The 26,982-nt window shown below is 45.2% G+C and carries 24 protein-coding genes, 16 tRNA genes and 2 rRNA genes; 39 read left to right on the top strand and 3 right to left on the bottom strand.

The window, feature by feature from the left end; genetic code table 11:
- Window positions 1–339 carry an autorepressor SdpR family transcription factor gene (locus MHH52_RS25185; protein WP_340005059.1) on the bottom strand — a complete coding sequence of 113 codons (339 nt, stop codon included), beginning with the start codon at window positions 337–339 and terminating at the stop codon, window positions 1–3.
- 217 nt (window positions 340–556) lie between these two features.
- Here MHH52_RS25185 and MHH52_RS25180 point away from each other — a divergent pair, with 217 nt between their 5' ends.
- The 19 genes from MHH52_RS25180 to MHH52_RS25090 all read left to right on the top strand — a co-directional run bounded on the left by MHH52_RS25180 (window position 557) and on the right by MHH52_RS25090 (window position 16,311).
- On the top strand, window positions 557–1,315 hold the full coding sequence (locus tag MHH52_RS25180; RefSeq protein WP_340005058.1) for a glucose 1-dehydrogenase: 759 nt from the start codon (window positions 557–559) through the stop codon (window positions 1,313–1,315).
- Between the two features lie 390 nt (window positions 1,316–1,705).
- Window positions 1,706–2,320 carry a DedA family protein gene (locus MHH52_RS25175; protein WP_313641302.1) on the top strand — a complete coding sequence of 205 codons (615 nt, stop codon included), beginning with the start codon at window positions 1,706–1,708 and terminating at the stop codon, window positions 2,318–2,320.
- On the top strand, window positions 2,317–2,883 hold the full coding sequence (locus MHH52_RS25170; protein ID WP_340005057.1) for a thioredoxin family protein: 567 nt from the start codon (window positions 2,317–2,319) through the stop codon (window positions 2,881–2,883). Before MHH52_RS25175 ends, MHH52_RS25170 begins: the two co-directional genes overlap by 4 nt.
- Before the next feature lie 4 nt (window positions 2,884–2,887).
- A complete protein-coding gene (locus MHH52_RS25165; protein ID WP_313641300.1) occupies window positions 2,888–3,517 on the top strand; it encodes an MBL fold metallo-hydrolase in 630 nt (209 codons plus the stop codon).
- Window positions 3,518–3,804: 287 nt separating this feature from the next.
- Window positions 3,805–4,020: a hypothetical protein gene (locus MHH52_RS25160; protein ID WP_340005056.1), complete on the top strand. Its 216-nt coding sequence runs from the start codon at window positions 3,805–3,807 to the stop codon at window positions 4,018–4,020.
- Between the two features lie 74 nt (window positions 4,021–4,094).
- Window positions 4,095–4,640: an RNA polymerase sigma factor SigY gene (gene sigY / locus MHH52_RS25155; protein ID WP_313641297.1), complete on the top strand. Its 546-nt coding sequence runs from the start codon at window positions 4,095–4,097 to the stop codon at window positions 4,638–4,640.
- Complete coding sequence (locus tag MHH52_RS25150; protein WP_340005054.1) at window positions 4,627–4,962, top strand: YxlC family protein; 336 nt, start codon at window positions 4,627–4,629, stop codon at window positions 4,960–4,962. Before sigY ends, MHH52_RS25150 begins: the two co-directional genes overlap by 14 nt.
- Window positions 4,959–5,171, top strand: a complete 213-nt coding sequence (locus MHH52_RS25145) for a hypothetical protein (protein ID WP_313641295.1) — start codon at window positions 4,959–4,961, stop codon at window positions 5,169–5,171. Before MHH52_RS25150 ends, MHH52_RS25145 begins: the two co-directional genes overlap by 4 nt.
- Before the next feature lie 52 nt (window positions 5,172–5,223).
- Entirely contained in the window at window positions 5,224–5,415 is a 192-nt protein-coding gene (locus tag MHH52_RS25140; protein ID WP_042131020.1) for a PLD nuclease N-terminal domain-containing protein, read from the top strand.
- A complete protein-coding gene (locus MHH52_RS25135) occupies window positions 5,415–6,329 on the top strand; it encodes an ABC transporter ATP-binding protein (RefSeq protein WP_340005053.1) in 915 nt (304 codons plus the stop codon). The genes MHH52_RS25140 and MHH52_RS25135 overlap by 1 nt, the downstream gene beginning before the upstream one ends.
- Entirely contained in the window at window positions 6,326–7,096 is a 771-nt protein-coding gene (locus MHH52_RS25130) for an ABC transporter permease subunit (RefSeq protein WP_340005051.1), read from the top strand. Before MHH52_RS25135 ends, MHH52_RS25130 begins: the two co-directional genes overlap by 4 nt.
- A gap of 146 nt (window positions 7,097–7,242) precedes the next feature.
- Entirely contained in the window at window positions 7,243–7,626 is a 384-nt protein-coding gene (locus MHH52_RS25125; protein WP_313641291.1) for an ATPase, read from the top strand.
- Between the two features lie 150 nt (window positions 7,627–7,776).
- Complete coding sequence (gene gatC / locus MHH52_RS25120) at window positions 7,777–8,064, top strand: Asp-tRNA(Asn)/Glu-tRNA(Gln) amidotransferase subunit GatC (protein WP_042131015.1); 288 nt, start codon at window positions 7,777–7,779, stop codon at window positions 8,062–8,064.
- Between the two features lie 27 nt (window positions 8,065–8,091).
- Window positions 8,092–9,549 carry an Asp-tRNA(Asn)/Glu-tRNA(Gln) amidotransferase subunit GatA gene (gatA, locus tag MHH52_RS25115; RefSeq protein ID WP_340005050.1) on the top strand — a complete coding sequence of 486 codons (1,458 nt, stop codon included), beginning with the start codon at window positions 8,092–8,094 and terminating at the stop codon, window positions 9,547–9,549.
- A gap of 23 nt (window positions 9,550–9,572) precedes the next feature.
- Window positions 9,573–11,006, top strand: a complete 1,434-nt coding sequence (gatB, locus tag MHH52_RS25110) for an Asp-tRNA(Asn)/Glu-tRNA(Gln) amidotransferase subunit GatB (protein WP_313641288.1) — start codon at window positions 9,573–9,575, stop codon at window positions 11,004–11,006.
- Window positions 11,007–11,299: 293 nt separating this feature from the next.
- Window positions 11,300–11,764, top strand: a complete 465-nt coding sequence (locus MHH52_RS25105; RefSeq protein WP_313641307.1) for a GNAT family N-acetyltransferase — start codon at window positions 11,300–11,302, stop codon at window positions 11,762–11,764.
- Window positions 11,765–11,810: 46 nt separating this feature from the next.
- A complete protein-coding gene (locus tag MHH52_RS25100) occupies window positions 11,811–13,721 on the top strand; it encodes a DUF4097 family beta strand repeat-containing protein (RefSeq protein WP_340005048.1) in 1,911 nt (636 codons plus the stop codon).
- A 126-nt stretch (window positions 13,722–13,847) separates the two neighbouring features.
- Window positions 13,848–14,279 (top strand): Fur family transcriptional regulator, encoded by a 432-nt coding sequence (locus tag MHH52_RS25095; RefSeq protein ID WP_313641286.1) that lies wholly within the window; start codon window positions 13,848–13,850, stop codon window positions 14,277–14,279.
- A gap of 310 nt (window positions 14,280–14,589) precedes the next feature.
- A complete protein-coding gene (locus tag MHH52_RS25090) occupies window positions 14,590–16,311 on the top strand; it encodes a glycosyl hydrolase family 18 protein (RefSeq protein WP_340005047.1) in 1,722 nt (573 codons plus the stop codon).
- Window positions 16,312–16,441: 130 nt separating this feature from the next.
- Here the strand turns inward: MHH52_RS25090 and MHH52_RS25085 are convergent, their stop codons facing one another.
- A complete protein-coding gene (locus MHH52_RS25085; RefSeq protein ID WP_313641283.1) occupies window positions 16,442–16,807 on the bottom strand; it encodes a DUF2614 family zinc ribbon-containing protein in 366 nt (121 codons plus the stop codon).
- A 127-nt stretch (window positions 16,808–16,934) separates the two neighbouring features.
- Here MHH52_RS25085 and MHH52_RS25080 point away from each other — a divergent pair, with 127 nt between their 5' ends.
- From MHH52_RS25080 to MHH52_RS24990, 19 genes are all read left to right on the top strand, one after another.
- The gene (locus tag MHH52_RS25080) at window positions 16,935–17,813 is read left to right on the top strand and encodes a nucleotidyltransferase-like protein (protein ID WP_340005045.1); all 879 of its coding nucleotides are present in this window, start codon (window positions 16,935–16,937) and stop codon (window positions 17,811–17,813) included.
- A 427-nt stretch (window positions 17,814–18,240) separates the two neighbouring features.
- Window positions 18,241–19,798: ribosomal RNA gene (locus tag MHH52_RS25075) — 16S ribosomal RNA — on the top strand.
- A 270-nt stretch (window positions 19,799–20,068) separates the two neighbouring features.
- A 23S ribosomal RNA gene (locus MHH52_RS25070) occupies window positions 20,069–22,997 on the top strand.
- Together the 16S and 23S rRNA genes with 16 tRNA genes alongside form the textbook arrangement of a ribosomal RNA operon.
- A gap of 61 nt (window positions 22,998–23,058) precedes the next feature.
- Window positions 23,059–23,134, top strand: a tRNA-Asn gene (locus MHH52_RS25065).
- A gap of 3 nt (window positions 23,135–23,137) precedes the next feature.
- A tRNA-Ser gene (locus MHH52_RS25060) sits at window positions 23,138–23,230 on the top strand.
- A gap of 18 nt (window positions 23,231–23,248) precedes the next feature.
- Window positions 23,249–23,323 (top strand) — tRNA-Glu (locus MHH52_RS25055).
- A 55-nt stretch (window positions 23,324–23,378) separates the two neighbouring features.
- Window positions 23,379–23,454: transfer RNA gene (locus MHH52_RS25050), tRNA-Val, on the top strand.
- A 17-nt stretch (window positions 23,455–23,471) separates the two neighbouring features.
- A tRNA-Met gene (locus MHH52_RS25045) sits at window positions 23,472–23,548 on the top strand.
- Window positions 23,549–23,574: 26 nt separating this feature from the next.
- Window positions 23,575–23,652 (top strand) — tRNA-Asp (locus tag MHH52_RS25040).
- Between the two features lie 10 nt (window positions 23,653–23,662).
- Window positions 23,663–23,738, top strand: a tRNA-Phe gene (locus tag MHH52_RS25035).
- A gap of 27 nt (window positions 23,739–23,765) precedes the next feature.
- Window positions 23,766–23,841 (top strand) — tRNA-Thr (locus MHH52_RS25030).
- Window positions 23,842–23,846: 5 nt separating this feature from the next.
- Window positions 23,847–23,932: transfer RNA gene (locus MHH52_RS25025), tRNA-Tyr, on the top strand.
- Window positions 23,933–23,938: 6 nt separating this feature from the next.
- Window positions 23,939–24,012, top strand: a tRNA-Trp gene (locus MHH52_RS25020).
- 24 nt (window positions 24,013–24,036) lie between these two features.
- Window positions 24,037–24,112, top strand: a tRNA-His gene (locus MHH52_RS25015).
- A gap of 45 nt (window positions 24,113–24,157) precedes the next feature.
- Window positions 24,158–24,233 (top strand) — tRNA-His (locus MHH52_RS25010).
- Window positions 24,234–24,252: 19 nt separating this feature from the next.
- Window positions 24,253–24,327: transfer RNA gene (locus tag MHH52_RS25005), tRNA-Gln, on the top strand.
- A 6-nt stretch (window positions 24,328–24,333) separates the two neighbouring features.
- Window positions 24,334–24,408 (top strand) — tRNA-Gly (locus MHH52_RS25000).
- Between the two features lie 10 nt (window positions 24,409–24,418).
- Window positions 24,419–24,492, top strand: a tRNA-Cys gene (locus MHH52_RS24995).
- Window positions 24,493–24,506: 14 nt separating this feature from the next.
- Window positions 24,507–24,585 (top strand) — tRNA-Leu (locus MHH52_RS24990).
- 145 nt (window positions 24,586–24,730) lie between these two features.
- On the opposite strand, the gene MHH52_RS24985 is transcribed toward MHH52_RS24990, so the two are convergent.
- Complete coding sequence (locus MHH52_RS24985; RefSeq protein ID WP_313640638.1) at window positions 24,731–25,480, bottom strand: AraC family transcriptional regulator; 750 nt, start codon at window positions 25,478–25,480, stop codon at window positions 24,731–24,733.
- Between the two features lie 326 nt (window positions 25,481–25,806).
- On the opposite strand from MHH52_RS24985, the gene MHH52_RS24980 reads away from it, so the two are divergent.
- On the top strand, window positions 25,807–26,946 hold the full coding sequence (locus MHH52_RS24980) for a BMP family ABC transporter substrate-binding protein (protein WP_340005044.1): 1,140 nt from the start codon (window positions 25,807–25,809) through the stop codon (window positions 26,944–26,946).
- The last annotated feature ends 36 nt before the right edge of the window (window positions 26,947–26,982 follow it).

The raw sequence follows: 26,982 nt of genomic DNA, 5'->3' as shown, positions 1-26,982 counted from the left end.
TCAATCAGCCTCCTTCTCAGAATCGATATTCTGACGGCTTTGCTTTCCGTCCAACGATTTGCTTTTAGTCTCCGTTTGCTTTCCAGTACCTGTTAGCTCGAGCAGCCAGCCAAGAACCTCTTCGAGAACCGTCGTATTTAATGAATACATAATGAATTGACCTTTTCGTTCATCCTGTACGAGATCGGCATGCTTCAGTGCATTCAGATGGTGAGAAATGCTTGGCTTAGACATGTTGAAAAAATCGGCAATTTCACCTGCGGTTCGGTCTTTCTCCCTTAGTAACCGAATGATTTGGCGACGGGTAGGGTCAGCTAATGCTTTGAAAGACTCATTCATGTTCCACCCAGCCTTTCGATATTTAGGTAATTATCTAAATATATAATAGTCGTTCGTTTTCTTATCTGTCAATGCGTATTTTCCTCATTTTGACTGAGAACAAAAGTGTCACCGAATCTTTGGATTTAACGACGTTCGAAGCTCTGGCATTGCCAATACTAACTGTGGGCATGTACTCGGTGAGTGGACCGAAATAAAGAAGCGAAGGAGAGAACTTATGATACTAACTAATAAAGTTGCAGTTGTTACAGGTGCCGGTTCTGGGATAGGGGAAGCAATTGCTCTCCTTTTTGCCCAGCAAGGGGCTATGGTTATTGCTGCAGACATCCATCTGGAGAATGTTGAAGCGGTGGCCAAGAATGCAGAACAAGGTAAGGGCAACGGGGTGGTTTATCCTGTAGAGGCAGATGTCTCGAAGGAAGAGGATACCCAGCGAATGATTGATGCCGCGAGTACACAATTTGGCGGACTCCATATACTCGTTAACAATGCGGGGATTATGGATAAAATGACGCCGGCTCATGAAATCACAGATGACTTATGGGAGAAAGTGTTTGCGGTTAACGTCACCGGTCCCATGAGAGCCATTCGTAAGGTGCTGCCGATTTTTATGGCACAGGAAAGTGGATGTATCATCAATGTAGCTTCTATTGGTGGCTTAGAAGGATCTCGTGCAGGGGTGGCCTATACTGCCTCCAAGCATGCTGTCATCGGTATGTCCAAGAATATAGGGTTTCAGTACTCGAAGCTTGGAATTCGCTGCAATGCCATAGCGCCGGGTGGAGTAAAGACTAATATTGATTTGTCTAATCCGAGTGCTTTTGGTAGTCAAAAAGCCGGAGAAGGTATGGCGTCGATGCCACGAACAGGGGAAAGCAGCGAGATCGCATCGATAGCTTTATTTTTGGCTTCAGATGCTGCGAGCTTCGTGAATGGAACGGTAATAACGGCGGATGCCGGATGGACCGCTTATTAACAACTTATTTTTTTCTTGAAATTCATATACTTGTTAGCATTTTAGATTTTAGCTAAAGAGGTGTCTACTTTCATCTTCATTGGTGGAAGTGCACACCTTTTTTGGTTATACGGATTGTTCCAACTCTTTTTTAGAGAGGATCGAAATAGGGTGACGGCCTTGCCGCTGTAAGTAGATGTGATAAGGTTGCTTGTGCTAGAATAGGCTAAGAGAAACTGGAAAATAGAGCAGAGCGGCAGTGCTTTTGAAAATATAAGAAAGTATAAGTTTAGCATCTATACTTTATGTTCTTATATTTCTCGCTTAAACGCTTAGCGTCTTTATAAGACGCCAAAGATGTTTATGCTTGATACATAGCCATATTCTGCGGAAAAGGGAGGAGGAGTACGGTTGCATGTTATTTCTGATCTGATCTCGACATTGTTTGAATGGATTCAGAGTCTTGGTTATTTTGGGATTATGATCGGACTTATGATTGAAGTCATTCCGAGTGAAATTGTACTGGCTTTCGGCGGGTTTTTAGTATGGAGTGGAGATATTAATTTTTTTGGTGCCGTATTATTCGGTACGATCGGCGGAGTCATTGCACAGATTTTTGTATATTGGATTGGCCGTTATGGTGGCAGACCTGTTCTGGAGAAATACGGGAAATATATTCTTATTCAAAAGAAGCATATTGACCATTCCGAGGAGTGGTTCAATAAGTATGGGACTGGCGTAATCTTTACAGCACGTTTTATTCCCGTTGTTCGTCATGCCATTTCCGTTCCAGCCGGGATATCGAAAATGCCTTTAGGTAAGTTCACTTTGTTGACTACGCTTGCTGTTATTCCATGGAGTGCTTTGTTTGTATATCTGGGTATGACCTTGGGGAATAAATGGGAAGATATTGACAAAGTAGCAGCTAAGTATACCAACGAAATTATACTTGTAGCGATCGCTCTGATCATCATTTACTTTGTGTTTAAATGGTACAAATCCAAGAAAAAGGGGACTACAAAATGAAGCAGAATGTAGCTCATAAGTTTGGAAAAGGCCTAACACCGCGCCAATTCGTAGAAAGTATGACGAAGAATCAACAGGATTTTGAATCCTGGTATGAGAAGTTTACTTGGGAAGATGAGAGCGATAAGGAATATTTCGAAAGTCTGAACCATCGCGACGATATGCGGGTACTTATCCTTGCAGCGGATTGGTGTGGAGACGTGATACGCAACGTTCCTGCTGTATTCCGTATTCTGGAGACGGCTGGAATGAAAACAGAGGTATTCATTTTGGAAGAGAATCCGGAGCTTATGGATGATTTCTTGACCATGGGTGGAAGATCTGTCCCAGTCGTGATTTTTGCAGATACTGGCGGATATGTGCTCGGACATTGGGGTCCTAGACCAGAGCATGTGCAGAGTATAATGAGAGAGTTCAAACGTGAGAATCCTGATCGTGAGGCCGCTGATTACGACAGCAAAATCGCAGAAGCACGTAAGGCCATGGGGCAAGCCTATGGGGAAGGAACGGAATATCAGATAGTTATCGCAAAAGAACTGCGTAGTCTGATTTCCGGATTCTAGACCGATGCTAAATATACGTTCATTTAATCTAGGTCCGCTTCAGACGAATGCCTACTTACTGACAGGTGCGGATCCTGCGAAGGGTATCATTATAGATCCCGGTATGAATCCTGCTGCATTAGTGCGGAGTATCGAAGGGATGGAGATCGAAGCTATTTTGTTAACACATGCACATTTTGACCATATGGGCGGTGTAGACGAAATTCGTAAAGCTAAGAAATGCCCTGTTTATTTACATCCACTTGAAAGTGAATGGCTAAGTAGCCCCAAGCTGAACGGTTCGCTAATGTGGCCGGAAGTGTCACCTCCTTTAACTACAGATCCTGCGGAATATGATCTGGCAGAAGGACAAGTTCTGCAGTTCATTGGACACACCTTCCGTGTGTACCATACACCTGGTCACTCTCCAGGCAGTGTAAGTTTCCTTTGTGGAAATGATCTATTCTCCGGAGATGTACTGTTTAAGATGGGGGTTGGACGCACAGATTTGCCTGGTGGTAGGGAACGAGATCTGTTCGATTCAATTCGGGGCAAGCTATACAAAATGGATGATGAAGTGAAGGTTTATCCAGGTCATGGCCCACGGACAACCATTGGATTTGAAAAGATTCGCAACCCTTATGTTCAAATATAAGAAAGTATAAGTTTAGCACCTATACTTTATGTCTTATATTTCTCGCTTAAACGCTTATCGTCCTTATAAGGACGCCGAAGGCGTTTATACTTGCTCAATAAATGTTGGTTCTAGTAGAACCGACAAAAACCGAGGAAGTTTTGATAGACAAAAGACTACAAAAGGACTACAATGAGGTTAATTAAATGTAACATTTACCTCGCGAAGCACGCAGACTGCGGAATTAATCCCGGTTTGCGTTCTTTTTTTGTCTTCATATAGGCTTAAAAGCATGGGGGGGAAGTAGAATGGAGAAGAATATATATTACCCGTTGGACTACAGTTGGTATGATTCCAAAGCTAATTGCGGTGAATCCTTGCTCCAAGAGGGCAGTGTGGATTATATGGAAGTGCAAGTGAATTCAGGGGGCGAGTGCAGAAGTGCGCGTCTTTTTTGGCGTTTTCCGGCAAGGCAAGGGATAATTCAGCCCTGGCGACGCAAGCTGTGGGAGCTCAAAAAATAATTATTAGCGGAATGAACGATTCGCAATACATATTCGTACTACAAATAGGAACGAAATCATGGATGGAGGGGCAGATGAGCGATCAGTCGCTGGAGAGAATCAGACGGGCACAGCAGGGAGATACTTCAGCACTGTCTTCACTGCTGCAAGAACACTATACCTTTTTATTCAAATATTTAATCAAGGTGACCATGGACCCGTTGCTGGCAGAGGATCTTGTACAGGACACCATGGTCAGATGTATGGAAAAAATCAATACCTATAACGGAACTTCTTCATTCTCCTCTTGGTTAATCACAATTGCTACCAGAATATTTATTGATCGAAAGCGACGATGGAAGCGTGAAGCGGAATGGAAGCAGCGGGAGCAACAGGAACAGGGGATCCGTTCGATTCGTTGGCGGTTTGAGAGCAGGGGGGAGGAATGGAGTGAAGTGCTGGATTCCCTCTCCAGACTACCTTCTGCGCAAAGAGTAGCTGTGCTACTGAAGCATTATTATGGCTATAGCTACGACGAAATTGGCGAAATCATGCGAGTTCCTTCAGGCACAGTCAAGTCGCGTGTATCCCTTGGTCTTAACCAACTACGAAAGGAGCTGAATGAGGATGGAGAGGGATAAAGATAAGGAGTCTGAGTTGTATTTGCACAAGCTTTCAGATGAGCTTGACCGGTTAGATGCACAATATAATGACATCACACCACCTTCATTACAGGAACTGGAGAGGTTAATGGCTGATGCCTCTGTGCATAGAAAGAGCACGGAACGTAAAGAGCTGCTGTTATTCTGGGGGATATCGTTGATCCTGATCTGCGCATTTCTGTCCATTCTCGGTTCTGCGCCGATGATCTATTGGATTATTCAAGCGATTATTCCTATTGCGGGACTCAGTGCTCTAGGAATAGCGAGGATCAGGAGGAATAGAGAAGGTGCACAAGAATGAATGAACTGCAGGATGTGCCTATATGGTTATGGTTATTGCTAGCAGCCCTATTAATGCTGCAAGGGACTCTGCTGTTCCGGGACGCAAGACGACGCGGAAGAAAAGCCTGGTTCTGGGGATTATGGGCTATTACTACAGTTCCGTCACCCGCTTTGGTTTATTTACTTGTTGTCATTCTACCGGAAAGACGTAGGAGAAAGAAGCTGTAAGGGTCCAGAATATGAGCTCGTTCCTTTCATAACACAAAAGGAGTGGTACTTCATGGAAGATGTAAATTGGGGTTTAATTATGCCGTTGATCATTTTACAGGCTTTACTGGCTATTATCGGTTTGATTTCTTTAGCCAAAGCCGATAGCGTGCGTGGCCCAAAATGGATGTGGATCATCATTATTATTTTTGGAAATATGCTTGGCAGTATAGCTTATTTTACGATAGGAAGGAAAGATGTCTAATGTCACTCCTTCAAGTTACAAATTTACGCAAAAGCTATGGGGCGCATATTTCCGTACATGATATAAGCTTTGAGATTGAAAAAGGACGGTGTGTAGCTCTACTGGGGCCTAATGGTGCTGGAAAGACGACCACACTACGTATGCTGGCTGGACTTTTAGAACCTACCTCTGGAATGATTTCTTTTGAGGGGAGCCGCCCTGGAGCAGAATATCGCAAGGGATTAGGATATGTACCCCAGTCTCCAGCCTTTTACGGGTGGATGACTGGACAGGAGTATGTAGTATTTGCTGCAAAGCTTAGTGGAATGGGGACCAAAGAAGCGACAAGCAGCGCATTAGAATCGCTTAAGCGTGTAGGTCTCAAAGACGATGCTCGTCGCAGGATTGGTGGTTATTCCGGGGGGATGAAGCAGCGGCTGGGTCTCGCACAGGCGCTTGTGCATCGCCCTCGACTTCTTTTGCTGGATGAGCCTGTATCTGCACTTGATCCGATTGGCCGCAGGGATGTGATGGAATTGCTACGAGAAATACGTGAAGAGACAACAGTAGTTTTCTCCACGCATGTGCTGCATGACGCAGAAGAGATTTGTGATGATATTATTTTAATGAATCATGGAATAATTGCAGAGCAGGGGTCTTTGTCGCAGCTTCGTTCACAATACAGCCTTCCTGTTATTCGTTTACGTACCGAGAAGCACAAAGAAGCTATTCAGTGGCTGGAATCTCTTTCCTCCAAGCCGTTTGTACTGGAGTCTCAGTTGTCCGGAGATCATGCGGTCTTCAATGTGAACGATGTAGAAATGGCCCGCCGGACGATTTTGCACGAAGCGACACAGCTTGAAATTCCATTGCTGCAATTTGAAGCAGGCTCTTCCACATTAGAGGATTTATTTATGAAGGTGGTGGGCGTATGAGCAGCACCTGGGTCCTTTATCGAAAAGAAATGCTCGAGATGGCTTGTAGTTATAAGCTAATCTGGATACCTGTCGTGTTCATCATTTTAGGCATTATGCAGCCGTTAACCACTTATTATTTGCCGGAAATATTAAAAGCTTCAGGAGATGTGCCCCCAGGTCTGCTGGAGGGGTATGAAATACCGAGTGCCGCAGCTGTGATGGCGCAAGCTCTGGGACAGTATGGAACGATTGGAATGCTGGTGTTGGCGCTTGGCTCTATGAACACTTTAGCTGGTGAACGGTATAGCGGAACTATGGAGTTAATTCTAGTAAGACCCGTTTCTCCGGCAGCAATAGTAATCGCTAAATGGACAGCTCAACTTACACTGCTTATTGTTGCTCTTGGACTGGGTGCAGCGGGTGCTGCTTATTACACAGAGCAGCTGATTGGTTCACTATCATGGGGCGATGTTGTCGTAGCTTCTGGAGTGTATGGTTTGTGGCTATTATGTGTTGTCTCGGCAACGCTGTTGTTCAGTGCTTTTTTAAGACCTCCTGTAGCTGCTTTTTTAGCGCTGGCGCTAATGGCTGGGTTGTCTTTAGGCCAAAGTTTATTGCCCTCATGGTTTGAATGGACACCAGCGGGGCTTTCCGGTTTGTCAGCAGGAATTCTTACAGATGGAGAAGGCTTTAGAACAGGTCCATATCTTTCAGCGGGCTTACTGATCTTACTAAGCATCATCGGTGCCTCACTTTTGACAAGAAAAAATAACTTGCCTGATTAAATATTTACTTATGCTGTATCGAATATAGTATATTTTCGTAGAATTTTCAGGATCGTTAGGCCTTCTGCTAGACAGTTCTATCTTTTTTTAGTAGACTGTTGAAATAAGCAAAATCATGATAGATTTTGGGGTCAGGAGGTAGGGCGATGCTGCGTTTAGGAGAGAAGATTGTCATTGTTGCGGACGCTTTCGAGCAGAGTCTTCCTATCGGGGAATACGGCTACCTAATTGCTTACGACCGCAATCCCGATAATGCGTTTGACTATGTTATACGTGTACCGGAGGCTAATAGGAACTTTTATGTTCCGGCTGAGGACATTGAGGCGGAAGAACATTTATTAGTAGCTGAGGCTGAGAGAGCAACGCATGAAGCGTTAATTGATTATGCTTTGTCCACGTACAATGAGAAGCTGTTCCATCATTTGATGAACGGTGAAGATATGGATACAGAAGAGACGGAATCAACGTCAAGCGAAAGCATGTCCCAAGCAGATTTCATTAAACAGGTGAATCTTAGAGCTTGGATTTAAGGAAGGCCGGCGAAAGCCGGCTTTTTTGTTATATTATAAAGAGTAATTCCTCACCCATATAAGCGCATCATTGAATTGTCCAAGTTTCTACAATATAATTAAAAACGTTATCCGGGCGCTTTAGCCCTTTAAACAGGAGGGATTTATCTTATGAGCATTACCGTTAAAGATGTGCAGCATGTGGCCAAGCTGGCTCGTCTGCAATTGAGCCCGGAAGAAGAGGCAACCTTTACAGAACAAATGAATGCTATTTTACAATATGCTGAAAAGTTGAATGAGCTAGATACGGAGAATGTGAAGCCGACCACGCATGTACTGCAGGTTAGTAATGTGATGCGTGATGATGTTGTGAAGGAAAGCCTAACGCAAGAGGAAGCACTTCTTAACGCGCCGGATGATGAAGACGGACATTTCAAGGTTCCAGCTGTTTTGGAATAACTACATAATTAGAAAGGGGGAAGAATCTTGAGCCTGTTTCAAAATCGATTGCCTGAAGTACACCGTATGTTAACTTCTAAAGAAGTATCGGTCAGTGAACTGACTGAAGAATCGCTGGCGATTATCGCTGAGCGGGATAAGAAAGTAAATGCGTTTTTGACCTTGAACGAGGAGGGCGCTCGTGCGTCTGCACGCACTTTGGACGACAAACTGGCATCTGGAGCAGCACGTGGGTTGCTGTTTGGTCTTCCTGCCGGAATTAAGGATAATATTGTAACTAAAGGACTGCGTACGACCTGTGCCAGCCAATTTTTGAAGGATTTTCAACCGATTTATAACGCAACTGTAGCTTCTAAACTGCAACAGGCAGACGCTGTAACGATCGGTAAATTGAATATGGATGAATTCGCGATGGGCGGATCTAACGAGAACTCAAGCTTTGGGCCTGTGCGTAACCCTTGGGATCTTGAACGTGTTCCTGGAGGATCAAGTGGTGGATCTGCTGCAGCAGTAGCTGCGGGTGAAGTGTTCTTCTCACTTGGTTCGGATACTGGGGGTTCAATCCGCCAGCCTGCTTCCTATTGCGGCGTTGTAGGTCTCAAACCTACATACGGCCTTGTATCACGTTACGGACTGGTGGCCTTTGCTTCCTCTCTTGATCAGATTGGCCCACTTACGCGTAATGTAGAAGATTCTGCATATGTGCTTCAAGCGATTGCTGGTTATGATGCACAGGACTCTACTTCAGCTAAGGTAGAAATTCCTGATTATTTGAGTTCACTGACTGGTGATGTTTCCGGACTTCGCATTGCTGTACCTAAGGAATACTTGGGAGCAGGTGTCGATGCTTCTGTGCGTGAGACAGTCTTGTCTGCACTTAAGGTGCTGGAAGGAATGGGCGCTGTCTGGGAGGAAGTTTCATTACCACATACGGAATACGCAGTAGCGGCTTATTATTTGCTTTCCTCTTCGGAAGCTTCATCTAACCTTGCCCGGTTTGACGGTGTGCGTTATGGCGTACGTGTAGATGAAGGCGGAGGATTACTTGATCTGTACCAAAACTCCCGCAGTCGCGGCTTTGGCCCTGAGGTAAAACGTCGTATTATGCTAGGGACTTATGCGCTAAGCTCCGGGTATTACGATGCTTATTATTTAAAAGCACAAAAAGTGCGTACTTTGATTAAACAGGATTTTGATGACATCTTTAAAAAATATGATGTGGTCATCGGCCCAACAGCGCCTACGACAGCATTCAAATTAGGTTCACAGACTGAAGATCCGCTGACCATGTATCTGAACGATATTCTCACGATTCCTGTGAGCTTGGCAGGTATTCCTGCAGTTAGCGTTCCTTGTGGCTTTGCGGAAGGCATGCCAGTAGGTCTGCAAATTATCGGTAAAGAATTTGACGAGAGCACGATTCTGCGTGTTGCTCACGCTTTTGAACAACATACTGATCATCACAAGCAGCGTCCACAGCTGTAGTAAAGGAGGGAATGGGATTACTTATGTCTAAATACGAAACGGTCATCGGCTTGGAAGTTCACGTAGAGCTTCATACCAACTCCAAAATCTTTTGCGGATGCTCCACTGAATTTGGAGCCCCACCTAACACTCATACCTGTCCTGTCTGCTTGGGTCATCCCGGCGTATTGCCAGTGCTCAACAAACAAGCGGTAGATTACGCTATGAAAGCAGCGATGGCACTGAATTGCACCATTGGTGATGTTAGTAAATTCGACCGCAAGAACTATTTTTACCCGGATTCACCGAAAGCTTATCAGATCTCACAATTTGATCAGCCTATCGGTTTGAACGGCTGGATTGACATTGAAGTTAATGGAGAGACGAAACGGATCGGTATTACCCGTCTTCATTTGGAAGAGGATGCAGGTAAGCTCACTCACGTAGATGGTGGTTTTGCGTCGCTTGTCGATTTCAACCGAGTAGGAACACCGCTTATCGAAATCGTATCTGAGCCAGACTTGCGCTCCCCAGAGGAAGCTCGTGCATATCTGGAGAAAATCCGTGCCATCATGCAATACTGCGACGTATCCGATGTCAAGATGGAAGAGGGATCGATGCGCTGTGACGCGAACATCAGTCTACGACCAGAAGGGCAAGAAGAATTCGGCATTAGAGCAGAGCTTAAGAACATGAACTCCTTCCGTGGTGTGCTTCGTGGTCTGGAGTATGAACAATATCGTCAAGCTGAGATTCTGGATGATGGTGGAGTGGTTGTTCAGGAGACTCGTCGCTGGGATGAAGCACAAGGGAAAACTTTATCCATGCGTGGTAAAGAAGAAGCACATGATTATCGTTATTTCCCAGATCCGGATCTGATCGTGCTGCACATTGATGATGCCTGGAAAGAATCTATTCGCTCGACGATTCCGGAACTACCGGACGCAAGACAAGCTCGCTATAGTGAAGAACTGGGTCTTACAGCTTATGATGCTGGCGTGATCACGTCCTCTAAACCGTTAGCGGACTTTTTCGAAGGATGTCTTGCTTATACGCAGGATGCCAAGGCTGTAGCTAACTGGATCATGGGTGATCTGCTTGCTTATTTGAATAGTAATAACCTGGAATTGCCTCAGGTCAAAATTACGCCGCAAGGGCTCGGAGAAATGATCGGCCTCATTACAGGTGGGACGATCAGCAGCAAGATCGCTAAAACTGTATTTAAAGAAATGCTAGAGAGCGGTAAATTGCCTGCTGCAATCGTCGAGGAAAAAGGTTTGGTACAAATCAGCGATGAAGGTGCCATTAAAGGAATTGTGGAAGCCGTTGTAGCAGCTAACCCACAATCTGTAGAGGATTATAAAGCAGGAAAACAGAAAGCCATTGGTTTCCTAGTGGGACAAGTTATGAAGGAAAGTAAAGGCAAGGCGAATCCAGGTTTAGCGAATAAACTTCTGATCGAGGTATTGAGCAACTAAGCCTTTATCTGAAATATAAGAAAGTATAAGTTTGTTTTACACTATACTTTCTTATATTTTACGAGAAACGGTTATCGTCTTTAAAAGACGACAACGTTGTTTCTTCTTAAAATATAAGAAAGTATCAGTTTCACGTTATACATTATTCTTATATTTCTCGTATAAACGCTTGTCGTCCATAAAAGGACGCCGAAGGCGTTTATACTTGGGGTAATATACTTATGTAATAAGCTAAGGGCTTGTCGACAACGGCAGGCCCTTAGCGGCATATAAGGGGACTAGTAGGGATGAATATAATTATTAAGCTAAACCTGCAGGATGATAGTACCGTTAATGAACTATGGAGCCTCCAGCATAAGGCCTACCGACTGGAAGCCGAGTTAATAGGGTTTCGTGAGATTCCGCCGCTTATGGAGACGAGAGAGATGCTCAGCCATTCTAAAGAGGACTTTTACGGCTGCTTCGATGAAGATGAAGAGCTGATGGGTGCGATTGCTATAGAGGAAGAATCCCCGGGCAAACTTACGATTACGCGGATGATGGTGGGTCCGGATTTTTTCCGTAGAGGTATTGCAAGCAGACTCTTGGAATATGTGTTTGAACATTTTTCAGGGATGGAGCAATACATCGTATCTACGGGGAAACTAAATTTGCCTGCGGTTTCTTTGTACAGAAAGCATGGTTTTGTAGCTACTGGGTCGCAGGAAGTTGCTCCCGGTGTAGAATTGATTGAATTTTATCGGAGTGGTTCACTTTGAAGAATCATATGTACAGAAAGTACTTACGAAAGGAGGAGCCGAGAATATGACAAATGACTCTGCAACGCGCCCAGAGCAGGAAGAGCAGCAGGGTTCTGCCGATCTTGAGACCACGGAGAAAGAGATTCAGAAGAAAATAATCCCTCCCCGTCCGAAGCGGCGCCCCCGAAAACGCAAATTTATCGCTGGACTATTGGCAGCTCTCATCCCAGGAACTGGGCACTTGTACTTTGGGTTTCTCCGAAAAGGGATCACCTTTATCTTCCTGATACTATTGGATATTTCGGCTTTATTGTATTTCTCATCTATAGGGATGCAGATTAATGTTCCGCTACTTATTTTACTTGCACTAATTATTCCGGCAATTTATTTCTACAACGTATATGATGTACTGCAATCGGCAGACAAGCTTCTTCGTTACCCCGAAGATCAAGAGCTTGATGATACTGTGGCAAAAGTAACCTCACCTCCTAAGCGTCGTACTATCGTCAGTGAGCCTGGGATATCCTTTGGACTTCTACTTCTTTTAGGGGGAGCGTTACTCATTTTGTTTCGCCAAAAACCAGCTTGGTTACAATTCTTTATCGAGAACTATACCGAGGTAGCCGTGGCTGCAGTTTTATTATGTGGTGGTCTATTCATAGGATCGCGAGAGATTGTTAGAGGAATCGTTTGGCGCAAAAAAAATGAGTCTCACAACCGGCGTGTAGGAAGATACACAGCATCGGTCTTGCTTATTGCTATTGCCATCCCGTTGTTTCTGGATTGGAAAGACGGAACCGACTATATGCTCTTACTATTGAAGTGGTGGCCAGTCATCCCAGTGTTATGGGGGATTGAGTTCCTGTTTATGTATTTCTTCTCTGGTCGTTCAAGCTCTGTACAAAAAGGAACAAGAATAAGATTGGATTTACGTGGCCTTTTATCTGCTATATTGCTTGCTGCAAGTGTGTTTATCGTTGCCGAACAAGAACATTATTTATATCTGTGGAAAAATGTCAGTCTCAACCTTACAGCAGCGGCAGTGGACTATGGCGAGGCTAAGGGAAGTAAATTTCAGAAGGCTCCGCTCATTGTTCCGGTGGAATTAAATACAGCCAAAATATCCGTTGATGGTATTAATGGGGATATTTTATTGCATCGTGCACCAGTAGATAATATTCAAATTACTACTACAGTCTGGGTAGATCAGTTGGAGGGTCCGATGGCTGAAGCCATTTCTGAACAATCCTTTGTGGATGTTGTTGAAGGACCAACCATAAAAATCACTTCAAACACTAAGGCGTATGGAGAATCAGGTAAGCGTCAGCCGCGAATGGATTTGGACATTTCCTTGCCGGAAGATCGTCGGTTTAACCTCGATGTTCGTACAATGAACGGCGGAATCACCTTGCAGAACATTGAAGCGATCGAAGATATTTCACTGGAAACGGGGAATGGTGAGCTTATTCTTCATCGTATCTTTGGTAATGTGAAGGGGAAAACACTGAATGGAGCTGTGCGTGCTAGGTCCGTCCAGGGCAGTGTTGAATTATCGACAAGCGGTGGCAACATGAATGCTTGGAACGTTACAGGGGCCTTGAAATTATCAACGGCTGTTGGCAATATCAGTGCAATCGGGAATGAAGACGAGATCGATATTTCTAGCAAAAACGGGAATTTAGAGATTGATGGGGCCAGATCGAAGCTGCGTGCAGAATCCTTGAATGGCATCATTGATGTTCGTTCACATGAAGTCGGAGGAGACTGGGACATTTATAGTGCAGTTGGCGATATCCATATATATTTGCCATTGTTAGGGAACTATACGTTGAATGGCTCCAGCGGATATGGCGATATTACTTCAGATTTACCTAGCTTAATGATTGATAAGAAGAAGATATCCGGTGAAGTGGGCACAGGTGATTTCAAGCTTCACGTTGAGGGGAACAGTAACTTAAATGTGAAGGGATATTGAAAAAAGTAATTTTTCTTATATAATAATGAATATAATGTACCGACTTCGTTGACAAGATTGAAAACCCAGTCTTACAATTATAAGAAATATTTCTTTTATTTTTAAATTTAAAAGGCGGTGACAGTCATGGGGAGTGGCGTACAACATGCATTGGAACAATTAAAAACAACAGGTGTCCGTATAACACCCCAGCGTCATGCGATTCTTACGTATTTGATGGAAGCAATGAATCATCCTACAGCTGACGATATATATCGGGCATTAGAGCCTAAATTTCCGAGCATGAGCGTGGCAACCGTATATAATAATCTCAAGATGTTTATGGAAGCTGGCATGGTTCGTGAGTTGACCTATGGGGATAGCTCCAGCCGTTTTGATGCCAATGTGTCTGATCATTATCATGTTATCTGTCAGCAATGCGGTAAGATTGAGGATTTCAGTTATCCTTCGCTTAGGGATGTAGAGCTGCATGCTGAGCAAGCTACAGGCTTTAAGATCACAGGATTGCGTATGGAACTGCATGGAATTTGCAAATGTTGTAGAGAGCAGCAGCATTAAGACTAGAATAGAACGGTATCAAGGCCAAATGCCAAGTTACCACAATAAACGTGCGAAATCCGAAAGCGGAGGACTCACGTTTTTATTTTTTTGGAAATATAAGAACGTATAAGTTTCACGCTATACATTATCCTTATATTTCTACGAGAAACGGTTGTCATCAATAAAGGATGACAACGTCGTTTCTTCTTGGATATAACAAATTGTAGGATAAATGACTATCTTCTACTTGTTATACGAAACCGAGTAGATGTTATAATCGTATTGTTAGACTCTACTAAAAAATCATTTAATATCTGGAGGATATATTTTGGACAGAAGACAGGGACAGAGACGCATCAAAAAGCGCGGAGGTTTTTTTAGGCGCTTGTTTGGACTTTTAATCATTGCAGCAGCAGCTTACTGGGTTGTATTTTATGTATTACCAAATCGTCAGCATATAGATGTGGACTGGAAAGCTCAAGAGCATCCCATCTTTGTAAAAGGAGAGCACACAGGTTATTCTGCCACGGGGACCGGGGATAGCATGCTGTTACCATTACCGTTGTTGCAAAAGTATGTGGACACGTCCATTCGTTATGAAGAGAAGACGAAATCGGTCATATTATCAACGGATATCGAACTTCTATACATGCAGGAGGATAAAACCGATGCCAGTCTGAACAATCGTCCACTGCAGCTGCGGTTAGCACCTGAAGTAAAGGATAAAGTAACCTACCTTCCTGCGGATGTGTTAGAAGACTTGTATGGGTTTGAAATTCAGGAGGATACAAATACTGGAGCAGTTCTTTTAATGACAGCAGGGGAGACTGTCTCGCTAGGAAAAGTTAAAGGTGAACAAGGAGACAAGTCAGTAGCTCTACGCAATGAGGCGTCAATTCACGCGCCTATAGTTGCGGATATGTCTCCTGGGGCAATCGTGAATATTTGGAATGAGGAAAATAAGGACTGGCTGTTTGTGCAGTTGAGCAGCGGGTATGCAGGTTATGCCAAGGCAAGTGACATTATCCAGGATGGTCAAAAGACAGTGGAACCGAAAAAATCCACACCTACACGGGCTGAACGGAACTGGAAAGGGAAGTCAGTTAATTTGTATTGGGAGGCTGTTTACCAACGTAAACCTAATCCGGATACATTCGGCGAGCTACCAGGCGTTAACGTGGCTAGTCCAACCTGGTTTAGTATTATAGATGGTGATGGCAATGTGCGTAGTCAGGCCGACAGTGCGTATGTGCAGTGGGCGCATGAGCGCGGTATAGAGGTATGGGGACTGTTTAGCAATAGCTTCGATCCAGACATAACCACTGAGGCATTGTCCAGCTATGAGAAACGGATGAACGCAATCGTTCAGATCCTTGAGTATTCAGATTTATACAATCTGGATGGAATTAATATCGACTTTGAGAATGTATATACAAAAGACGGAGAGAATGTCACTCAATTTATGCGAGAGCTAAAACCGATGGCTCAGGCTAAGAATCTAATCGTCTCCATAGACGTGACCCCTAAATCCAATAGCGAGATGTGGTCAGCGTTTCTTGATCGTAAGGCTCTTGGAACACTAGTCGATTATCTAATGGTGATGGCTTATGATGAACATTGGGCGGCTAGTCCAATCGCTGGCTCCGTTGCTTCGTTACCTTGGGTAGAGAATTCAATAAGTCGGATCATAGAGGAAGACAATGTACCGCCGGAGAAGATGATTTTGGGGATCCCATTGTACACCCGTATCTGGACTGAGGCTGAAGTAGATGGAAAGACTAAGGTAAGCTCTAAATCGGTTAGTATGAATGCAGTTGAAAAAATTATCAAAGAGAAGAAACTAACCCCGACATTTGATAAGGATGCTGGGCAGAATTACGTTGAGTATAAGGAAGATGGCGCTCTTAAGAAAATATGGATAGAAGATAAGGACTCCTTAAAATCTAGAGTTGAGCTTGCTAAGTCCTTTGGGCTTGGAGGCATTGGATCGTGGAATCGCAGCTTTAGTAACCCGTCCGCATGGGAGGTTCTACAAGGAATTCATAAGTAATTTTATTTATCATTCAGAACAGACAAAGGGGCTCCCGTATTGGGAGCCCCTTTGTCTGTTCTAGGTAATGCTTTGTGTAACATTATAGAGTACATATACTTCGCTAGTAATGAACTTTTGTAAGGTGTTTTTAGTGGTTAAGTTGCTGACTCTCAAGCTGTTCTGCAGTGATATTGGCTTCAGCCGGATCCATAGTAAGAATGGTATGGCAGAACATACAGCGGTCTGTTTTGCCAAGCATTTTGGTTAGCTTGTGACACTCCGGGCACTCCAGCTGAACTGCGCTCGTTGACAGCATGCCAGCCCAGAAATAGATCGCAAGACTTGCCATCATGGAAATTAAACCGATTACAAGTCCAATTCCAGCGAATACTTTTCCAGTCGATCCCCAGAATACGATGCCTGCTGTACCCAAAACCATAAGTCCCATTCCGAGCATTGTGAGCAGTAATCCCCATGTGCGAAAAGCATTAATTTTGGCCGTTTTAAACTTCATGAGTGTTTGCTCCTTACTAAAATATAGTTCGGTTGTTCAGAAGGAACTGTCATGCATATGTAGAATAATATTATAACTGAATTATAACTGACTGGACGCAAAATCGCCAAATTTAATGGAGGGAAGCATGGAATTGTCCAATGTAACTTTGTTGAGTGGAGAAACGTTTGAAGAGAATGTTTTAGGAGCTGTCGCTTTGCGGCAGAAAGGGAATACTCCATTTCAAAGCGCGCTACTTAACGATTTTGATATGGTTGTATTAGTTTTGCATGAGGAACAGGATTTAGAACATATTGTTCGCCACACCATTGCCGGTGACAAACGGACCCAGTCAGTCCATATTGGCCTTTCCGCGTTGGAGCGGGCTGTCATGGCGGGAGATAATAACGAACTCCTTACTAGTTTGATGACAGGGGAAGTGATATGTGATCCCAAAGGAATACTAGAGGATATGCGCCGAGAGATTTTGCAATTTGAAGGGCCTCTTAAGGAACGTGTTGAATTCATGGAGTTTGCTCGTTTCTTGCATTTGTATGTGAAATCCAAGCGGTATATAGAAGCTGGTTGCAATATGGATGCGTATAACTGTGTATTGATGGCTCTATATCATTGGGCAAGAATAGAAGTGAGTGAAGCAGGTGCATTTCCAGAGCCGGCTGTTTGGGAACAGGTTAAAAGCATGAACACATCGGTTCACAAACTATATGAGGAACTAACTGTAAGCACTGAGACCTTAGAGCAACGAGTTGAGCTTGTTCTTCTAGCGTGTGAATTTGGAATTATGTCCAAAATGACGGATTGTTGTGCTTTGCTCTTTAATATTTTGAATAGTCGTAAGGAAGCATGGAGCATAAAAGAATTACTACAGCATTCTGGTCTGTGTCAATTAGAGGCTGAGTTACCTCTGGTATTACGAAAGCTTGTTTCTCGTTCGCTAATCCGTGAGATTACTTCATGGGCCGACGGTTACAGGGGAGAGGGGCATGCGATCCGATATACATTATAGAGATGAATTAGATGCAGTATATGGTGATTAACTATAGAGAAGATAAGTAAGGATAGGGAGGGCTGAGCACTCTCTTTTTTGTTTGCTTACTAATATGAAACACTCATATTTATTCATTAAAATTAATGGTTGACTCTTTCCTAGTTCATGTGTTAAATTATAACTCGTCCCTCTGACACAGAGATATGCTTTCGAAAACATTCGAAAGACAACCGAAAAAAGAAATCAAAAAAAAGGTTGACTAAAACGAGGACGCTGTGATATATTATAAAGGTCGCTGCTGAACAACGACAACGGCGAAATAAACAGCTTGATCTTTGAAAACTGAACAACGAGTGAGTAGGAAATCACGAAAGTGAAATCCAAAATTAGAGAATTAATTTTCTCGTCAGATGTTTCAAAATGAGCATATCGCTCTTTTCAATACTAATTGGAGAGTTTGATCCTGGCTCAGGACGAACGCTGGCGGCGTGCCTAATACATGCAAGTCGAGCGGAGTTATTTTGAAAGCTTGCTTTCAAAATAACTTAGCGGCGGACGGGTGAGTAACACGTAGGCAACCTGCCCCTTAGACTGGGATAACTACCGGAAACGGTAGCTAATACCGGATAATTTCTTTTTTCTCCTGAAGAAAGAATGAAAGACGGAGCAATCTGTCACTGAGGGATGGGCCTGCGGCGCATTAGCTAGTTGGTGGGGTAACGGCCCACCAAGGCGACGATGCGTAGCCGACCTGAGAGGGTGAACGGCCACACTGGGACTGAGACACGGCCCAGACTCCTACGGGAGGCAGCAGTAGGGAATCTTCCGCAATGGGCGAAAGCCTGACGGAGCAACGCCGCGTGAGTGATGAAGGTTTTCGGATCGTAAAGCTCTGTTGCCAGGGAAGAACGTCCGGTAGAGTAACTGCTATCGGAGTGACGGTACCTGAGAAGAAAGCCCCGGCTAACTACGTGCCAGCAGCCGCGGTAATACGTAGGGGGCAAGCGTTGTCCGGAATTATTGGGCGTAAAGCGCGCGCAGGCGGCTATTTAAGTCTGGTGTTTAAACCTTGGGCTCAACCTAAGGTCGCACTGGAAACTGGGTGGCTTGAGTACAGAAGAGGAAAGTGGAATTCCACGTGTAGCGGTGAAATGCGTAGATATGTGGAGGAACACCAGTGGCGAAGGCGACTTTCTGGGCTGTAACTGACGCTGAGGCGCGAAAGCGTGGGGAGCAAACAGGATTAGATACCCTGGTAGTCCACGCCGTAAACGATGAGTGCTAGGTGTTAGGGGTTTCGATACCCTTGGTGCCGAAGTTAACACAGTAAGCACTCCGCCTGGGGAGTACGGTCGCAAGACTGAAACTCAAAGGAATTGACGGGGACCCGCACAAGCAGTGGAGTATGTGGTTTAATTCGAAGCAACGCGAAGAACCTTACCAGGTCTTGACATCCCTCTGAATCCACTAGAGATAGTGGCGGCCTTCGGGACAGAGGAGACAGGTGGTGCATGGTTGTCGTCAGCTCGTGTCGTGAGATGTTGGGTTAAGTCCCGCAACGAGCGCAACCCTTAACTTTAGTTGCCAGCAAGTAATGTTGGGCACTCTAGAGTGACTGCCGGTGACAAACCGGAGGAAGGTGGGGATGACGTCAAATCATCATGCCCCTTATGACCTGGGCTACACACGTACTACAATGGCCGGTACAACGGGAAGCGAAACCGCGAGGTGAAGCCAATCCCATCAAAGCCGGTCTCAGTTCGGATTGCAGGCTGCAACTCGCCTGCATGAAGTCGGAATTGCTAGTAATCGCGGATCAGCATGCCGCGGTGAATACGTTCCCGGGTCTTGTACACACCGCCCGTCACACCACGAGAGTTTACAACACCCGAAGTCGGTGGGGTAACCCGCAAGGGAGCCAGCCGCCGAAGGTGGGGTAGATGATTGGGGTGAAGTCGTAACAAGGTAGCCGTATCGGAAGGTGCGGCTGGATCACCTCCTTTCTATGGAGAATCGTCTTCTGCAATGAAGACATTCAAATCGGAAGTTTAACTTCCAAAATACTCACTCGTTGCTCAGTTTTGAGAGTTTAAGCTCTCATCTTTAAACTTGATCCTTGAAAACTGGATACCGAAACGAATTTGCGTTTTAGAACATCTTTTAGCAACTTGTGTAAACAAGTAAAAGTTATTAGTGAATACAATGGAATCCGAAAGAAGTAACGTGTGTTGAATTCATTCAATGTACAATATTTCTCCTCCGGAGAAAATTGAGGTTAAGCTAATAAGAGCACACGGAGGATGCCTAGGCGCCAGGAGCCGACGAAGGACGTGGCGAACAACGAAACTGCCTCGGGGAGCTGTAAGCAAGCTTTGATCCGGGGGTGTCCGAATGGGGAAACCCAGCTGTGGTAATTCGCAGTTACTCATCTCTGAACACATAGGAGATGTAGAGGCAGACCAGGGGAACTGAAACATCTAAGTACCCTGAGGAAGAGAAAACAATAGTGATTCCGTCAGTAGCGGCGAGCGAACGCGGAACAGCCTAAACCTAAGAGCTTGCTCTTAGGGGTTGTGGGACGTCTCACATGGAGTTACAAAGGAATATGGTAGGTGAAGAGGTCTGGAAAGGCCCGCGATAGAGGTAAAAGCCCTGTAACCTAAACTGTGTTCTCTCCGAGACGGATCCCGAGTAGTGCGGGGCACGTGAAACCCCGTATGAATCCAGCAGGACCATCTGCTAAGGCTAAATACTACCTGGCGACCGATAGTGAAACAGTACCGTGAGGGAAAGGTGAAAAGCACCCCGGAAGGGGAGTGAAATAGAACCTGAAACCGTGTGCTTACAAAAAGTCAGAGCCCTATCTATGGGTGATGGCGTGCCTTTTGTAGAATGAACCGGCGAGTTACGTTTAACATGCAAGGTTAAGTCGAGAAGACGGAGCCGCAGCGAAAGCGAGTCTGAATAGGGCGATTTAGTATGTGGACGTAGACCCGAAACCGTGTGATCTACCCCTGTCCAGGGTGAAGGTGCGGTAACACGCACTGGAGGCCCGAACCCACGCATGTTGAAAAATGCGGGGATGAGGTGGGGGTAGCGGAGAAATTCCAATCGAACTCGGAGATAGCTGGTTCTCCCCGAAATAGCTTTAGGGCTAGCCTCGGTATAAGAGTAGTGGAGGTAGAGCACTGATTGGTTGCGGGGCCCGCAAGGGTTACCAAGATCAGTCAAACTCCGAATGCCATATACTTATTGCCGGGAGTCAGACAGTGAGTGCTAAGATCCATTGTCAAAAGGGAAACAGCCCAGACCATCAGCTAAGGTCCCCAAGTGTGTGTTAAGTGGGAAAGGATGTGGAGTTGCACAGACAACCAGGATGTTGGCTTAGAAGCAGCCACCATTGAAAGAGTGCGTAATAGCTCACTGGTCGAGTGACTCTGCGCCGAAAATGTAACGGGGCTAAACACACCACCGAAGCTATGGCTAGATACGTATGTATCTGGGGTAGGGGAGCGTTGTATGTGGGTTGAAGGTGTACCGTAAGGAGCGCTGGACAGCATACAAGTGAGAATGCCGGTATGAGTAACGAAAAGATCAGTGAGAATCTGATCCGCCGAAAGCCCAAGGTTTCCTGAGGAAGGCTCGTCCGCTCAGGGTAAGTCGGGACCTAAGGCGAGGCCGAAAGGCGTAGTCGAAGGACAACAGTTTGAAATTACTGTACCACCGTAATCCGCTATGAGCGATGGGGTGACGCAGGAGGGTAGTGACGCGGACTGATGGATATGTCCGTCTAAGCAGTGAGGCTGATGTGTAGGCAAATCCGCACATCATTAAGGCTGGGCTGTGATGGGGAGCGAAAATTACAGTAGCGAAGGTCATGATCTCACACTGCCAAGAAAAGCCTCTAGCCAGGAGAAGGTGCCCGTACCGCAAACCGACACAGGTAGGCGAGAAGAGAATTCTAAGGCGCGCGGAAGAACTCTCGTTAAGGAACTCGGCAAAATGACCCCGTAACTTCGGGAGAAGGGGTGCCCCGGTAGTGTGAATAGCACGAGGGGGCCGCAGTGAAAAGGCCCAAGCGACTGTTTAGCAAAAACACAGGTCTGTGCGAAGCCGCAAGGCGAAGTATACGGGCTGACGCCTGCCCGGTGCTGGAAGGTTAAGGGGAGTGGTTAGGGGTAACCCGAAGCTATGAACCGAAGCCCCAGTAAACGGCGGCCGTAACTATAACGGTCCTAAGGTAGCGAAATTCCTTGTCAGGTAAATTCTGACCCGCACGAATGGCGTAACGACTTGGGCGCTGTCTCAACGAGAGATCCGGTGAAATTTTAATACCTGTGAAGATGCAGGTTACCCGCGACAAGACGGAAAGACCCCATGGAGCTTTACTGCAGCTTGATATTGAATTTGGGTACGATCTGTACAGGATAGGTGGGAGCCGTAGAAATCGGAGCGCAAGCTTCGGTGGAGGCGCCGTTGGGATACCACCCTGATCGTATCTAGGTTCTAACCTAGTACCCTAATCGGGTACGGGGACCGTGTCAGGCGGGCAGTTTGACTGGGGCGGTCGCCTCCTAAAGAGTAACGGAGGCGTTCCAAGGTTCCCTCAGAATGGTTGGAAATCATTCGAAGAGTGCAAAGGCATAAGGGAGCTTGACTGCGAGACCTACAAGTCGAGCAGGGACGAAAGTCGGACTTAGTGATCCGGTGGTACCGCATGGAAGGGCCATCGCTCAACGGATAAAAGCTACCCTGGGGATAACAGGCTTATCTCCCCCAAGAGTCCACATCGACGGGGAGGTTTGGCACCTCGATGTCGGCTCATCGCATCCTGGGGCTGAAGTAGGTCCCAAGGGTTGGGCTGTTCGCCCATTAAAGCGGTACGCGAGCTGGGTTCAGAACGTCGTGAGACAGTTCGGTCCCTATCTGTCGTGGGCGCAGGAAATTTGAGAGGAGCTGTCCTTAGTACGAGAGGACCGGGATGGACGTACCGCTGGTGCACCAGTTGTTTCGCCAGAAGCATGGCTGGGTAGCTACGTACGGACGGGATAAGCGCTGAAAGCATCTAAGCGTGAAGCCCCCCTCAAGATGAGATTTCCCAATTAGTAAGACCCCTTGAAGACGACGAGGTAGATAGGTTGGAGGTGGAAGTGCAGTAATGCATGGAGCTGACCAATACTAATCGGTCGAGGGCTTATCCTATACTTAAAATGCAAATTCGATTCGGATTCAGTTTTCAGGCGATTAAGCCTGGTATGAATATTCCCTGATAGCTCAGTTGGTAGAGCACTCGACTGTTAATCGAGTTGTCACAGGTTCGAGTCCTGTTCGGGGAGCCATATGGAGAGGTGTCCGAGTTTGGCCGAAGGAGCACGATTGGAAATCGTGTAGGCGCCACAAGCGTCTCGAGGGTTCGAATCCCTCTCTCTCCGCCACAAATTTTTAATTAGTATGGCCCGTTGGTCAAGGGGTTAAGACACCTCCCTTTCACGGAGGTAACATGGGTTCGAATCCCATACGGGTCACCAAATTTTCACTTGATTTTACCTAGTGAACTTTGGTACAATAACAATTGTTGTTTACGGAGGCTTAGCTCAGCTGGGAGAGCATCTGCCTTACAAGCAGAGGGTCGGGGGTTCGATCCCCTCAGCCTCCACCATATTGTATTACTAACGACGCGGGGTGGAGCAGCCCGGTAGCTCGTCGGGCTCATAACCCGAAGGCCGCAGGTTCAAATCCTGCCCCCGCAACCAATTTTACTTAAGCAATTATATCTTTTGGAACCGTGGTGTAGTTGGCCTAACATGCCTGCCTGTCACGCAGGAGATCGCGAGTTCGAATCTCGTCGGTTCCGCCATTTTTATCTTGGCTCGATAGCTCAGTCGGTAGAGCAGAGGACTGAAAATCCTCGTGTCGGCGGTTCGAATCCGTCTCGAGCCACCATGATTTTCACAAAAGAATGAGTGCCATGCCGGTGTAGCTCAATTGGTAGAGCAACTGACTTGTAATCAGTAGGTTGGGGGTTCAAGTCCTCTCGCCGGCACCATCCTTGGAGGATTAGCGAAGTGGCCAAACGCATCAGACTGTAAATCTGCTCACGTAAGTGTTCGGTGGTTCGAATCCATCATCCTCCACCAGTTTTTAGGGGCATAGTTTAAAGGTAGAACAACGGTCTCCAAAACCGTTGGTGTGGGTTCAATTCCTGCTGCCCCTGCCAAGTTCTTTTATAAAGTTTAATATGGCGACCGTGGCGAAGGGGTTAACGCACCGGATTGTGGTTCCGGCATTCGTGGGTTCGAGACCCATCGGTCGCCCCATTTACTTTAACAAAGAAGTATGGCATCAAAATTCAGTATCATATGGCGACTGTGGCGAAGGGGTTAACGCACCGGATTGTGGTTCCGGCATTCGTGGGTTCGAGACCCATCAGTCGCCCCATTTTACTTTAAAATGTTATTGGGGATTAGCCAAGCGGTAAGGCAACGGACTTTGACTCCGTCACTCATAGGTTCGAATCCTATATCCCCAGCCATTTTATGCGGACGTGGCTCAGCGGTAGAGCATCGCCTTGCCAAGGCGAGGGTCGCGGGTTCGATTCCCGTCGTCCGCTCCATATTTTACATGGCGCCATAGCCAAGTGGTAAGGCAAAGCTCTGCAAAAGCTTTATCCCCAGTTCAAATCTGGGTGGCGCCTCCATTAATTTCATATGTGCCGGCGTGGCGGAATGGCAGACGCGCTCGACTCAAAATCGAGAGGGAAACCGTGGAGGTTCGAGTCCTCTCGCCGGTATATCAAAAAGGTTTGTAAAGTCGCTTGTATAAGCAACTTTACAAACCTTTTTTCTTTATGTCTCTGAAGTTTCATTCATAAGCCGTTGAATTAGAGTAGTCTCTAATCAACGGCTTTTTTATGTGAAGTGGAGTGAATTGTAGGTTTAGTGACTGCTTAGTCGGAATGCTCGCGGTGTGAGACCAACTTCACGTTTAAACATATTGCAGAATTGAGCGTCATTCACAAACCCAGCAGCAGCAGATACTTCAGAAATATGCATTTGGGTATGTCGCAAGAGAGACTTCGCATAATCCAGACGCTTCAATAGTAGATAGCGTAGAGGTGAAGAACCGAATCGCTCTTTAAATAAATGGCGGAAATGATCATAGCTGTATCCAGACATCTCAGAGAGTGCTGCAACCGATAGTTTATTGCGGTAGTGCTCATTCATATAGTTTAGAACATATTGTATTCTGTCTTCAGTTGGAGACTGAAAACCAGAAGCGCTAAGAAGTCGTATCAGATGAACAGTAATTTCGCTCATTTGCAGGTTCAATAGTTCGGAGAATCCATCTTGCTTGCGCGTAAACTCTGCTTTCATTCGAAGCAAGATTTGTAAAACAGTATGGTCTTTATCATCTTCAAATACACCTAAAAAATTCTTCATATTCGGGTGATTTGAATGGAAACCTACAAATAATACATCTGCATTCTCACGATGATGTTCGTCATGTTTATGATTGGGTGGCACAAGCGCGAATGAAGATGAACGAAAATGATAACTTCGCGGGCCCACATTGGTTGTTCCTACTCCCTGTATATAATAGACCAGTTCATAGCATTCATGCTGATGGGGAGGAATATAAGTGTTTAGCTCATGTGTTGCGCTTACAATATATAGAACACGATCCATGATGACCCTCCCATATTTGTATTTTAGCCGAATCATACAAAAATGTAACCGAAATCATATAATTATTTTCAATAATATTTGTTATGATCGTATCAATAAATCCGGAAGTTCGCAACCTGACTGGCCACCTCGTTCGGGAATTGAACGGATTATAGGATAATTTAACAATATTATCACTTTTTTTAGCGAAATCCTTAAATTTATTAGATTTAAGATGCTTTGATTTGCAAAAAGTGAGTTTCTAGGCTTAATCGTGAATTATACAATGGACTAAGATGGGGATTTTGCGAGTTACTAACCAACTATAAATAGGGGTGAATAGAAAAATGAAAAAGAAAGTTCTCTCTTTGTTGTTACTTGTAGTAATGGTAATGGTCACAGCTTGTGGAAATAAAACGTCTAATAACGGCTCTGCTGCGAATGCAGGATCAAATGCGGCTGAAGGTGGAGAAACAGGTTCAGGGGATAAACTCAAGGTTGTATTGCTGATTCCGGGAACACTTGGGGATAAATCATTTTTTGACTCCGCAAATAACGGTCTGCAAAAGGTTAAGAATGAACTAGGTGCAGAAACAAAGGTTGTTGAAATGGGCGTTGATAAAACGAAATGGGAGCCTACGTTTAACGATATCGCCGCTGAGGATTGGGATGTTATTATTTCTGGCGGATCAGAAATTACAGAGATGTTTAATGCAACGGCTGAATTATATCCAGATAAAAAATTCATTAACTATGATACCGATATCGATGAAGCACCAGATAATATGTACAACATGTCTTATGCGACAAATGAAGTATCTTTTCTGGCAGGTGCTGTAGCGGCGCTAGCTACACAATCTGACATGCCTAATGCTAATCCTGAGAATGTGATCGGTTTTGTAGGCGGCATGGACATTCCAGGGATTAACGCTTTCTTGGTGGGTTACATTCAAGGTGCTCAATATGTTGATCCTGATGTGAAGGTGGCTGTGTCGTACGCTGGTGATTTTGTTAACCCGGCTAAAGGCAAGGAGCTTTCGCTAATTCAATATAACTCCGGTGTGGATGTTATTTTTAACGTAGCTGGGGGTACAGGCCTAGGGATCTTTGATGCAGCTAAAGAGAAGAAGAAATATGCTATCGGTGTAGACTCCGATCAGGCGATGTTACTTAACGATACGGATAGCGAAAAAGCGAATTTAATCGTTACTTCTTCTATTAAAAAGATTGATACAGCTATTCTAGGTGCAGTGAAGAAATTACAAGAGGGTACGCTTGAAATGGGCAAACGTGATGTTTTGAGTTTTGTAGATGATGGTGTAGGTATTGCCGAGAATGATATCTATAAAAATGTATTTCCAGCCGATCTTCAGGCCAAAGTTGAAGAAGTGAAGCAGAAGCTGATCAATAAAGAAATTAAGGTTGATAATGCGATGGGTATGGAAACCACAGAGATAGAAACTATCCGCAACGCAGTTAAACCTTAAGCCTAAGATCAGCATTATAGTGATAAACCTACAGTT

The sequence above is a fragment of the Paenibacillus sp. FSL K6-0276 genome (assembly GCF_037977235.1).
In the GTDB taxonomy this organism is placed as follows: Bacteria; Bacillota; Bacilli; order Paenibacillales; family Paenibacillaceae; genus Paenibacillus_AQ.
Note: the sequence above shows the minus strand (reverse complement) of the source record. Positions and strands in the feature narration are given on the sequence as shown.

Excerpts from the sequence above, each read along its gene's own strand:
- MHH52_RS25185 (WP_340005059.1), bottom strand. The coding sequence starts at position 339 with ATGAATGAGTCTTTCAAAGCATTAGCTGACCCTACCCGTCGCCAAATC.
- MHH52_RS25180 (WP_340005058.1), top strand. The coding sequence starts at position 557 with ATGATACTAACTAATAAAGTTGCAGTTGTTACAGGTGCCGGTTCTGGG.
- MHH52_RS25170 (WP_340005057.1), top strand. The coding sequence starts at position 2,317 with ATGAAGCAGAATGTAGCTCATAAGTTTGGAAAAGGCCTAACACCGCGC.
- MHH52_RS25165 (WP_313641300.1), top strand. The coding sequence starts at position 2,888 with ATGCTAAATATACGTTCATTTAATCTAGGTCCGCTTCAGACGAATGCC.
- MHH52_RS25160 (WP_340005056.1), top strand. The coding sequence starts at position 3,805 with ATGGAGAAGAATATATATTACCCGTTGGACTACAGTTGGTATGATTCC.
- sigY (WP_313641297.1), top strand. The coding sequence starts at position 4,095 with ATGAGCGATCAGTCGCTGGAGAGAATCAGACGGGCACAGCAGGGAGAT.
- MHH52_RS25150 (WP_340005054.1), top strand. The coding sequence starts at position 4,627 with ATGGAGAGGGATAAAGATAAGGAGTCTGAGTTGTATTTGCACAAGCTT.
- MHH52_RS25145 (WP_313641295.1), top strand. The coding sequence starts at position 4,959 with ATGAATGAACTGCAGGATGTGCCTATATGGTTATGGTTATTGCTAGCA.
- MHH52_RS25140 (WP_042131020.1), top strand. The coding sequence starts at position 5,224 with ATGGAAGATGTAAATTGGGGTTTAATTATGCCGTTGATCATTTTACAG.
- MHH52_RS25135 (WP_340005053.1), top strand. The coding sequence starts at position 5,415 with ATGTCACTCCTTCAAGTTACAAATTTACGCAAAAGCTATGGGGCGCAT.
- MHH52_RS25130 (WP_340005051.1), top strand. The coding sequence starts at position 6,326 with ATGAGCAGCACCTGGGTCCTTTATCGAAAAGAAATGCTCGAGATGGCT.
- MHH52_RS25125 (WP_313641291.1), top strand. The coding sequence starts at position 7,243 with ATGCTGCGTTTAGGAGAGAAGATTGTCATTGTTGCGGACGCTTTCGAG.
- gatC (WP_042131015.1), top strand. The coding sequence starts at position 7,777 with ATGAGCATTACCGTTAAAGATGTGCAGCATGTGGCCAAGCTGGCTCGT.
- gatB (WP_313641288.1), top strand. The coding sequence starts at position 9,573 with ATGTCTAAATACGAAACGGTCATCGGCTTGGAAGTTCACGTAGAGCTT.
- MHH52_RS25100 (WP_340005048.1), top strand. The coding sequence starts at position 11,811 with ATGACAAATGACTCTGCAACGCGCCCAGAGCAGGAAGAGCAGCAGGGT.
- MHH52_RS25095 (WP_313641286.1), top strand. The coding sequence starts at position 13,848 with ATGGGGAGTGGCGTACAACATGCATTGGAACAATTAAAAACAACAGGT.
- MHH52_RS25085 (WP_313641283.1), bottom strand. The coding sequence starts at position 16,807 with ATGAAGTTTAAAACGGCCAAAATTAATGCTTTTCGCACATGGGGATTA.
- MHH52_RS25080 (WP_340005045.1), top strand. The coding sequence starts at position 16,935 with ATGGAATTGTCCAATGTAACTTTGTTGAGTGGAGAAACGTTTGAAGAG.
- MHH52_RS24985 (WP_313640638.1), bottom strand. The coding sequence starts at position 25,480 with ATGGATCGTGTTCTATATATTGTAAGCGCAACACATGAGCTAAACACT.
- MHH52_RS24980 (WP_340005044.1), top strand. The coding sequence starts at position 25,807 with ATGAAAAAGAAAGTTCTCTCTTTGTTGTTACTTGTAGTAATGGTAATG.